This is a genomic window from Hydrogenovibrio sp., assembly GCF_049975065.1.
Classification (GTDB): Bacteria; Pseudomonadota; Gammaproteobacteria; order Thiomicrospirales; family Thiomicrospiraceae; genus Hydrogenovibrio.
This window is the reverse complement of record NZ_JBNGDN010000083.1, coordinates 803-9160: the sequence shown is the minus strand read 5'-3', so window position 1 is coordinate 9160 and position 8358 is coordinate 803. Positions and strand designations below refer to the sequence as shown.

Here is an 8358-nt window from a genome sequence, read left to right as displayed (position 1 = left end):
GATGTAAAACGTGCACTTTTTACACGGTATCACTTGGCTGCTGGTGTTTCAGCTGATCGGTGAAGTCTTGGCGATTCTGCTGAAATGGCCGATTCCAGGCCCTGTGATTGGTATGATGTTGCTGTTTGCCCTGCTGGTGTGGCGTGGGCGCAGCGCCGAATCGCTTGACACGGTTTCATCCGGGTTGCTGGGACATCTGTCGCTTTTGTTTGTGCCCGCCGGTGTCGGCATGATGTTGTATTTTCCGCGCATTGTGAACGAGTGGTTGGCGATCGGCCTGACGCTGGTGGTGGCGACGGTAGTGACGATGATGACCACCGCTTGGGTGATGCAGCTCGCCCTGAATCGCCGCGAACGCAAATCAACCGCTCGGAAGCCTTCGAATGACTGAGGCGGATCTGTCCTATCTATGGGTGTATTTGTCCGCTTCGCCTTTGACCGGCCTGACCATGACGCTGGTGGCCTACAGTGCGGCCTATAAACTGTACCAAGTATCCGGTCAGAACGTATGGTTGCATCCGGTGATTACGGCGGTGGCTTTGCTGATTCTGTTTCTGCAAACCGTGGGGATGGATTACAAAGCCTATTTTGAGGGGGCGCAATTTATCCATTTTCTGCTGGGGCCGGCCACGGTGGCCTTGGCGATTCCGTTGTATCAGCAGCTGCCCAAGCTGAAACGCATCTGGTGGCCGACCACGGTGGGGTTGCTGGCGGGCGTGATGATGGGCGCTGTCAGTTCGGTGCTGGTTGCCTATCTTGGGGGAGCCAGTTTGGAGACCTTGTTGTCCGTGGCACCGAAATCGGTGACGGTGCCGATTGCGATGGGCATTTCCGAACAGATTGGCGGCCTGCCGTCTTTAACCGCGGTTTTAGTCGTGGCCACCGGTGTGGTGGGGGCGGTGCTGGGCGTTGCCTTGTTTCAATGGATGGGAATTCGTGATGACAGTGTGAAAGGCGTGGCCATGGGGGTGGCGGCGCACGGCATCGGCACGGCGCGCAGCTTTCAGGTCAGCCAGGAAATGGGCGCTTTTTCAGGGTTGGCGATGGCGTTGGCCGGAGTGCTGACGGCGATTATTCTGCCTTTTCTGGTGCCGGCGCTGCACGGGTTGCATTCTCTATGAGGTCAAACTTATGACGCACCGCGAGACTCAATATTCCAATCAAACTGCCCCAAATCGCCAGGCCTGGGCGTTTCGATCCTGGCTGCTGAGCGGCTTGCTACTCTTCTGTGTCAATGTCTGGGGGGACGCGCCGCAGCTGGCTAAGGCCTCGCCGGCCTCTCAGCCGGCACTTCAATCGGTTTCCATCCAGCTTAAATGGCATCATCAGTTTCAGTTCGCCGGTTATTATGCCGCCATTAAGCAAGGCTATTACCGGGACGAAGGGCTGGATGTCACGCTCAAGCCACGCAACCTTCTGGAAAACAATATCGAGCAAGTTTTAAACGGGGCGTCGGAATACGGCGTTGCCGATAGCATTTTGCTGTTGTATCAGGCACGGCAACAGCCGGTGGTGATCGTCGCGCCGATTTTTCAGCACTCCCCGCAAGTGTTGTTCACGCTGAAATCTTCGGATCTTAACAGTCCCTATCAGCTTAACGATAAGCGGCTGGCGTTTTACAAGGCGGATACAGACGGTTTGCCGATTCTCGCCATGTTCAATCAACTGGGTGTGGCACCGGATATGGACAGTGTTTTGATTGATAAGTTGCCAGATCGTTTGCTGGACAAAACGGTGGAGGCTTATGCCGGTTATCTGACCAATGAAGCCTATTATTTCCAAAACAGCCAAGTTCCTTTCAATGTGATTCACCCGATTAATTACGGCATTGATATGTACGGTGATATGTTGTTCACCACTCAGGACGAAGTCACCCAGCATCCGGAAAGAGTGGCTAAAATGCGCCGTGCCACCCTCAAGGGCTGGCAATACGCCATGTCACACAAGGCTGAAATGGCGCGATATATTTTGACGCATTATGGTTTGAACAAAACTTACGATCACCTGATGTTCGAGTCCGAGGCGATTGAACGCATGATGAATTTGGAGACGATTCCCATCGGCCAGCTGGAACCGGGGCGTTTAAGGTTTATCGTGGATTTGTTTCGCCAGCAGGGGCTGTTGGATGGTGAGATCGATTTTCGTGCCGGTGTGTATCAGCCTGAGGAGGACAGTCTCGCCTTGACGCCCTCGGAAAAAGCATGGATTCAACAGCACCCAGTCCTGCGTCTGGGGGTGGATCGATCTTACGCTCCCATCGAGTTTGTCGATCAGTACGGCCAATATTCGGGGATGACGCCCGAATTTTTAGCCTATGTCTCGCAGAAAACCGGCCTGACGTTTAAGCCGCAGCGTCATTTAAGCTGGTCGCAAGCCTTGACGCATTTTCACAATCGCCATCTGGATATGCTGCCCGCCGTGATCGAGACGGTCAGTCGAAAAAAACACATGCTGTTTACCCAGCCGTACCTTGAATTTCCAATGGTCATCGCCACGCTGGAAGGCGAGCCTTACATTGCCAATTTCAGCCAGTTGCATGGAAAAACCCTCGCCGTGGTCAAAGACTATGCCGCGCATGAGCAGTTGCGCACCCTGTTTCCGGAAGCCACTCTGGAAGTGGTGGATACCATTGAAGATGGGTTGAAGGCTGTCTCAGAAGGCGCTGTCTTCGGCTTTGTCGATAATGTCGCGGTCATCGGGTATCACCTGAAACGAACAGGCCTGGTGAATGTGCAGATTTCCGGTGAAATGCCGTTCAAAGCTCAGATTGCCATAGCGGTGCGCCCGGATTGGCCAGAGTTGGTGAGTATTATGAATAAGGTGATCCAGCAGCTCCCCCTGCAAAAACGGGCGGAATTGACCAATCACTGGCTGCAGATTCGTTATAAAACCGAATACAGTTGGCAGCGGTTGGCGCTGATTGTGACCCCGGTTGTCGCCATGTTGATGGTGCTGGTGTTTTTAAACCGCCAGCTTCGGCAGGCAAAAACCCGATTGCGCGTGACCAATGAGCAGTTGTCGGCATTGTCGCAAACGGATCACTTAACCGGTCTGTATAACCGCCAATATCTCGATCAGGTGCTGGACGCGGAAGTGGCGCGTGTCGCTCAGGGCAATCGGCCCTTCAGCTTGGTGATGATGGATCTGGATGACTTTAAAATCGTCAATGACACCTACGGGCATTTGACCGGTGATGCGGTGTTGGTCACCAGCGCCAAGGCACTGAAACAATGCGTGCGCTCCACCGATGTGCTGGGGCGCTGGGGCGGTGAAGAGTTTGTGCTGATCTGTCCTCAGACCCATCTGGCACAGGCCGAATCCTTGGCGGAAAAAATGCGTCTGGCGGTGGCGGAAACCACCTTCTCGCCGGACATTCAATTGACCCTTAGTTTAGGCGTGGCGGAATATCAGCCGGATGAACCGATCAGCCGCTGCATTGATCGTGCCGATCGAAACCTGTATCGCGCCAAACATCAGGGCAAAAACCAAGTGTCTGCAAAAAGGGAACTGGATGAATCTCACGCAGGCTCTCATCGAGCGTAATCTAACGGCTCTAATCTGCCCTAAGGTAAGTTGAAATCCGTTAAAATTCGTTCAAGTGCAAAATTAATGACCCGATGATGACAAAACTATGATGCGTGTTTTCCAAATTTTGATGTTGCGGCGATGGCGTCGTGTGTTGGCAGGCTTGTTTTCCGGTGGCTTGCTGCTGGCGCTGACCGCCTGCAGTCAGCCCAAGCCGCTGCAGGTGGGGATTCATCCTTGGTTGGGGTATCAACCGTTGCAGTTGGCCGAGCAAAACGGCTTGTTGCCGAAGTCGGTTGAATTGCAGCCGAACCGCACCGCGTTGGAAACCCAGCAAGGGCTGGCCAGCGGAGAACTGGATGCCGGTTATCTGACATTGGACGAAGTGCTGGGGGGGATTGATCAGGGCACGCCGCTGAAAGTGGTGTTGGTCGCGGATATTTCGGCGGGTGCGGATCGGGTGATATCGCAGCAGCCGATCACAGGCCGCGAAGACATTATCGGCAAAACCATTGTGTATGAAAAAGGGGCGGTGGGCGAATTGATGCTGGCGGCGTTTTTAGAGCATCACGGCGTGATGGCGTCAGAGGTGACGCTTAAAAATGTGCCCTATGACGCGCATCTGGCGCATTGGAAGACACACAGGCCGGACTTTATCATCAGCTTCGACCCGGTGGCCATACAGGTGCTGCGCGCAGGAGGCGTATCGGTGTTTGACAGCCGCGCCATGCCGGAAACCATTGTGGATGTGCTGGCGGTGCGTGAATCGGTGTTGGGGGAAAACTGCGATGCGATCCAAGCCATGGTCAAGGGGCATTTTGCCGGTTTAAACCTGATTAAGCAGAACTTTCAAGACGCTTCTTATCAGATTGCCGACAATCTCGGCCTGACGCAGGCCGAAGTGGTTCGCTCGCTGGGCGGACTGAGTCTGCCGTCTTATGAAATGAATCAGAAGATGTTAATGAATGGCTTTTCCAACCGCGTGACCCATGTGGCGGAAACGATGGTGGCCGCCGGTTTACTGTCGAAAGTGCCGAAGGCGCCGCTTCAGGATGGGCGTTGTCTATGATGCGGCGAGTTAAAGCCAGCCAGGCCTGGTGGGTTTACTTGGCTTGGTTGTTGTTTTCACCGGCGACCTCTGCGCAACCGGAAATCAAACTGGTGGTGTTTGATTACGCGGGCGAAGCCTTCACTGAACAGGAATTTCGAGCCTTTGCGCAACATCTGGACAAAGCCCTTCCAGATCATCGCGTCACGCTGAGCGTTTTGAAGTCGGATGCACTGCGGGAGGCGGTGCGAACCGGTCAAGCCGACATTCTGCTGGTGAACCCAAGTTTATACGAAATCATTCGTCACGAAAGTTTGACGGCCGGTGTGGCGGCGACCTTGGAACGCCACCGCCATGGGGTCAATACCAGCAGCTTAGGCGGGCTGATATTCACTCGCGCCGACCGGCCGGATATTCAGCAGTTAGCGGATTTGGCGAACGCGCGCATTGCGATTCCAACCCGCCAGAATACCGGCGCCTTCCGCATTCCCTTGCATGAGTTGGTCAAGGCCGGGTTGGTGCCCGATAAGGTGTCGTTCCTTGAGTTTGGCGACAATGTCAAGGTCGTGGAGGCGGTTTTAAGCGGCGAAGCGGATGTTGGGTTTATTCGCACCGGCATTCTGGAGGCGCTGGTGAATAAAGGCCTTTTGGCTCGGTCAGAGGTTAAAGTGATTCATGCGCGAGCCTTGGGCAGTTATCCGTTTGAGCTTTCGACCGAGCTGTATCCTGAATGGCCGCTGGTGCTGATGCCTTCTGTGCCGAGCGATGTGATGAAGCGCCTGGCTTCGGCGGCCTATGCCTTTGACCCGCATCCGTTCAATGAAAACGGTGTTCGAGAAGGCGAAACCCAAGCGGGCATGAACCTGGATGACTCCGGTTCTCAGTTGCATGGTTTTATGCCGCCATTGGATTACAAGCCCATGAGTGATTTATTGCGAGAAATGCGCTTATTTCCTTATGATTATGAAGCGCCACCCACGTTAAAAAGTGTTTGGCAGAACTATTGGGCGTTAATCGTGTTGGGCGGGGCTTTGACGGCGGTGATTCTGGTGGCGTTTTTGGTGACGGAAGGCTTGCGTCGTCAGTTGAGGCTGAATCACCAACAACTCAAAGACGTCATTGCCGCCACCGGTGTTGGCACTTGGGAGTGGCGGTTGGCGGAAGATCGTTTTGACATCAATGCGCAGTATGCTCATCAGATCGGCTACCGACTGGAACAATTGCAGCCTTTGAACTCCAAACGTCTTCGAAGCCTGATGCATCCAGAAGATCATGCTGGTTACGATAGGGCGATGGATTATCACCTCAAACACCCGAAGCAGCCCTTTGATGTGTTGTTTCGCTTGCAGCATCGGGACGGTCACTGGGTCTGGATTCAGTTGCGCGGACGAGTGATGGCACTGAACTCCGATGGCACCGCCAAACTCATGGACGGCACCCACACTGACATAACCTTACAGAAGGAATACGAGCTGGCGCTGAAACGAGAGGCGCAATACGATAATTTAACAGGCCTGGCCAATCGTGCTTTTTTTGGCGAACAGTTATTAAAACAGTGGCAAATCGGCCAGCAGGGGGCGCATACCTTGTCGGTATTGTTTCTGGATCTGGACGGGTTTAAACCCATTAATGATCAGCATGGTCACGCGGCGGGGGATGCGGTGCTGAAGGTGTTGGCGAAACGCTTGACGGCAGCGGTAAAAGGCCGCGACACAGTGGGGCGCATCGGCGGTGATGAATTTGTCATGGCGTTGCTGGATGTGCCGGGGCATGATCGTCTGGAACCGATTTTGCAGCGCATTTTAAACAGTGTGTCGAAACCCATTGTGTATCAAGGGCTGTCATTGCAAGTGACCTGCAGCATCGGTGTGTTTGAGTATGATGTTAAACCGGACGCCTCGCCGGAGCAAGCAATACAGTTGGCGGATCAGGCCATGTACCAAGCCAAGCAAATGGGTAAAAACCGGGTGGTATTTTATGATCCGGAGTCGGAACCAAAACCGATACCAAAACCGGAGTGTCCAGCCGATGAAAGTGCCGACTCATCGGCATCGGCATCGGCATCGGCTGAACTGTGAAAAAACGCAATCCCAAAGCAAAAACCCCCGCCACGAACGCAAACGCTTCTGGGCAAGTGCGGCTGATTGGCGGTGACTGGCGCGGTCGCAAATTGCCGGTTTTAGCGGCTAAAGGTCTGCGCCCGACCTCCGACCGAGTGCGCGAGACGCTGTTTAATTGGCTGCAAATGTCGCTGCCCGGTGCGCGATGTTTGGATGCGTTTGCCGGTACCGGCAGCTTGGGGTTTGAGGCCTTATCCCGTGGCGCGGCCAGCGTCACCTTTCTGGAGCTGTCCGAACAGGCGGCTCGCCAGTTGCGTGATAATGCCGCTTTATTGAAAACCGACCGTGCCGAAGTGGTGCAGACCAACAGCCTAGCCTGGCTGGCGCATTCCGATGGGCAACGCTTTGATGGCGTTTTTCTCGATCCGCCCTTTCATCAAGGGTTGATGCAACCAGCGGTCGATGCTTTGTTTGCGAATCAAGCCTTGAATCTGAATGACCAGGCCTGGTTGTATCTGGAACAGGAAAAAGACCAGGCCTGGCCAAAGCTGCCAGAGGGGTGGTATTGCCATCGTGAGAAATCCACATCGCAAGTGCGTTACGGATTGTTTCAACTCTTGGGTTCTTGAGTGGGTTGCGGGAAAACATTTTATTTCCGAGTCACTTGCAGTAGAATGCGAGCATTGCAGCGATGCTGAAATTCAGCGGCCAATCCATCAACAGGTTAGGCATAAGATCGGTTATATCATCGGTCGCAAGAGGGTGCAGAATCTGAGCGGTGGATTGAATGTCGCTCTTTTTGATCAGTTAATACAGGAAACGCTATGAAAAAAGCACTACAGGATTGGATGAATAAAAACCCGGATAAGCGCGGCAAGTCTGGTCGTCCCAGCCAGTTTGAATCTTTTGAGGTGGAACTAAAGGCTTTGCTGGAAGCCGGTTACACAACCGCTAAAATCGCTCAGTATCTGGAAGAAGTGGAAAAGGTGAAGTTCGCTAAAAAAGACGGCAAGCCCGTGCTGACAACACTGAACCTTTATCTGCGAAACCTAGCCGCCAAACACAGCATCAAGCGTGCTGGGCGTCAATCTAAATCGGCCGGATAGGCTGGTTTTCGCACGAGTTGACGCATGTCCATTACAGCGGTTTACCCAGGCACCTTTGACCCGATTACCTGCGGTCATTTTGATTTGATTGAACGAGCGGCGCGATTTTATGACCGGTTGGTGATTGCCGTGGCGGACAATCGCAACAAAACGTCGTTGTTTTCGTTGGAAAAGCGTGTCGCTTTAGCCAAAGAAGTGACCGATGGCATGGATAATGTTGAGGTGATTGGATTCAGCGGCCTGCTGGTGAATTTTGTGCGTGAAATCGACGGCAATGTGCTCTTGCGTGGGTTACGCGCCGTGTCGGACTTCGAGTATGAATTTCAATTGGCGTCCATGAACCGTAAACTGGCACCGGAAGTGGAAACCATGTTTATGACACCCGCCGAACAATACGCCTTTATTTCGTCCAGCCTAGTGCGGGAAATTTCCGCGCTGGGCGGAGACGTCTCCGAATTTGTGCACCCCGTCGTCGCTAAGGCCTTAGCGGAAACCAGCCTGTAAACAGCCCTTTTCGCCAGGCCTGGTTGATTTCTAATATTCGTTGGTAAGGCTCGCGACTCATTCTCAATTATTCATTCTCGGGTTTTGGGTGGGTTTCCGGCGGGTTTTTTCGGTG

General features: G+C 53.6%; 8 protein-coding genes. All 8 read left to right on the top strand.

Annotation, left to right across the window (positions count from 1 at the left end; translation table 11 throughout):
- Positions 1 to 10: 10 nt before the first annotated feature.
- The 8 genes from ACP5D0_RS08905 to coaD all read left to right on the top strand — a co-directional run bounded on the left by ACP5D0_RS08905 (position 11) and on the right by coaD (position 8243).
- The gene (locus ACP5D0_RS08905; protein WP_472365379.1) at positions 11 to 391 is read left to right on the top strand and encodes a CidA/LrgA family protein; all 381 of its coding nucleotides are present in this window, start codon (positions 11 to 13) and stop codon (positions 389 to 391) included.
- Entirely contained in the window at positions 384 to 1121 is a 738-nt protein-coding gene (locus ACP5D0_RS08900; RefSeq protein ID WP_472365378.1) for an LrgB family protein, read from the top strand. The genes ACP5D0_RS08905 and ACP5D0_RS08900 overlap by 8 nt, the downstream gene beginning before the upstream one ends.
- A 10-nt stretch (positions 1122 to 1131) precedes the next feature.
- The gene (locus tag ACP5D0_RS08895; RefSeq protein ID WP_472365377.1) at positions 1132 to 3543 is read left to right on the top strand and encodes a transporter substrate-binding domain-containing diguanylate cyclase; all 2412 of its coding nucleotides are present in this window, start codon (positions 1132 to 1134) and stop codon (positions 3541 to 3543) included.
- An 88-nt stretch (positions 3544 to 3631) separates the two neighbouring features.
- Positions 3632 to 4594 (top strand): ABC transporter substrate-binding protein, encoded by a 963-nt coding sequence (locus ACP5D0_RS08890; protein WP_472365376.1) that lies wholly within the window; start codon positions 3632 to 3634, stop codon positions 4592 to 4594.
- Entirely contained in the window at positions 4591 to 6651 is a 2061-nt protein-coding gene (locus ACP5D0_RS08885) for a diguanylate cyclase domain-containing protein (RefSeq protein WP_472365375.1), read from the top strand. The genes ACP5D0_RS08890 and ACP5D0_RS08885 overlap by 4 nt, the downstream gene beginning before the upstream one ends.
- On the top strand, positions 6648 to 7262 hold the full coding sequence (gene rsmD, locus ACP5D0_RS08880; RefSeq protein WP_472365373.1) for a 16S rRNA (guanine(966)-N(2))-methyltransferase RsmD: 615 nt from the start codon (positions 6648 to 6650) through the stop codon (positions 7260 to 7262). The genes ACP5D0_RS08885 and rsmD overlap by 4 nt, the downstream gene beginning before the upstream one ends.
- Before the next feature lie 195 nt (positions 7263 to 7457).
- Positions 7458 to 7739, top strand: a complete 282-nt coding sequence (locus tag ACP5D0_RS08875; RefSeq protein WP_472365371.1) for a hypothetical protein — start codon at positions 7458 to 7460, stop codon at positions 7737 to 7739.
- Between the two features lie 24 nt (positions 7740 to 7763).
- Entirely contained in the window at positions 7764 to 8243 is a 480-nt protein-coding gene (gene coaD / locus ACP5D0_RS08870; protein ID WP_472365370.1) for a pantetheine-phosphate adenylyltransferase, read from the top strand.
- Positions 8244 to 8358: the final 115 nt, after the last annotated feature.

Excerpts from the sequence above, each read along its gene's own strand:
- ACP5D0_RS08900 (WP_472365378.1), top strand. The coding sequence starts at position 384 with ATGACTGAGGCGGATCTGTCCTATCTATGGGTGTATTTGTCCGCTTCG.
- coaD (WP_472365370.1), top strand. The coding sequence starts at position 7,764 with ATGTCCATTACAGCGGTTTACCCAGGCACCTTTGACCCGATTACCTGC.
- ACP5D0_RS08895 (WP_472365377.1), top strand. The coding sequence starts at position 1,132 with ATGACGCACCGCGAGACTCAATATTCCAATCAAACTGCCCCAAATCGC.
- ACP5D0_RS08890 (WP_472365376.1), top strand. The coding sequence starts at position 3,632 with ATGATGCGTGTTTTCCAAATTTTGATGTTGCGGCGATGGCGTCGTGTG.
- ACP5D0_RS08875 (WP_472365371.1), top strand. The coding sequence starts at position 7,458 with ATGAAAAAAGCACTACAGGATTGGATGAATAAAAACCCGGATAAGCGC.
- ACP5D0_RS08885 (WP_472365375.1), top strand. The coding sequence starts at position 4,591 with ATGATGCGGCGAGTTAAAGCCAGCCAGGCCTGGTGGGTTTACTTGGCT.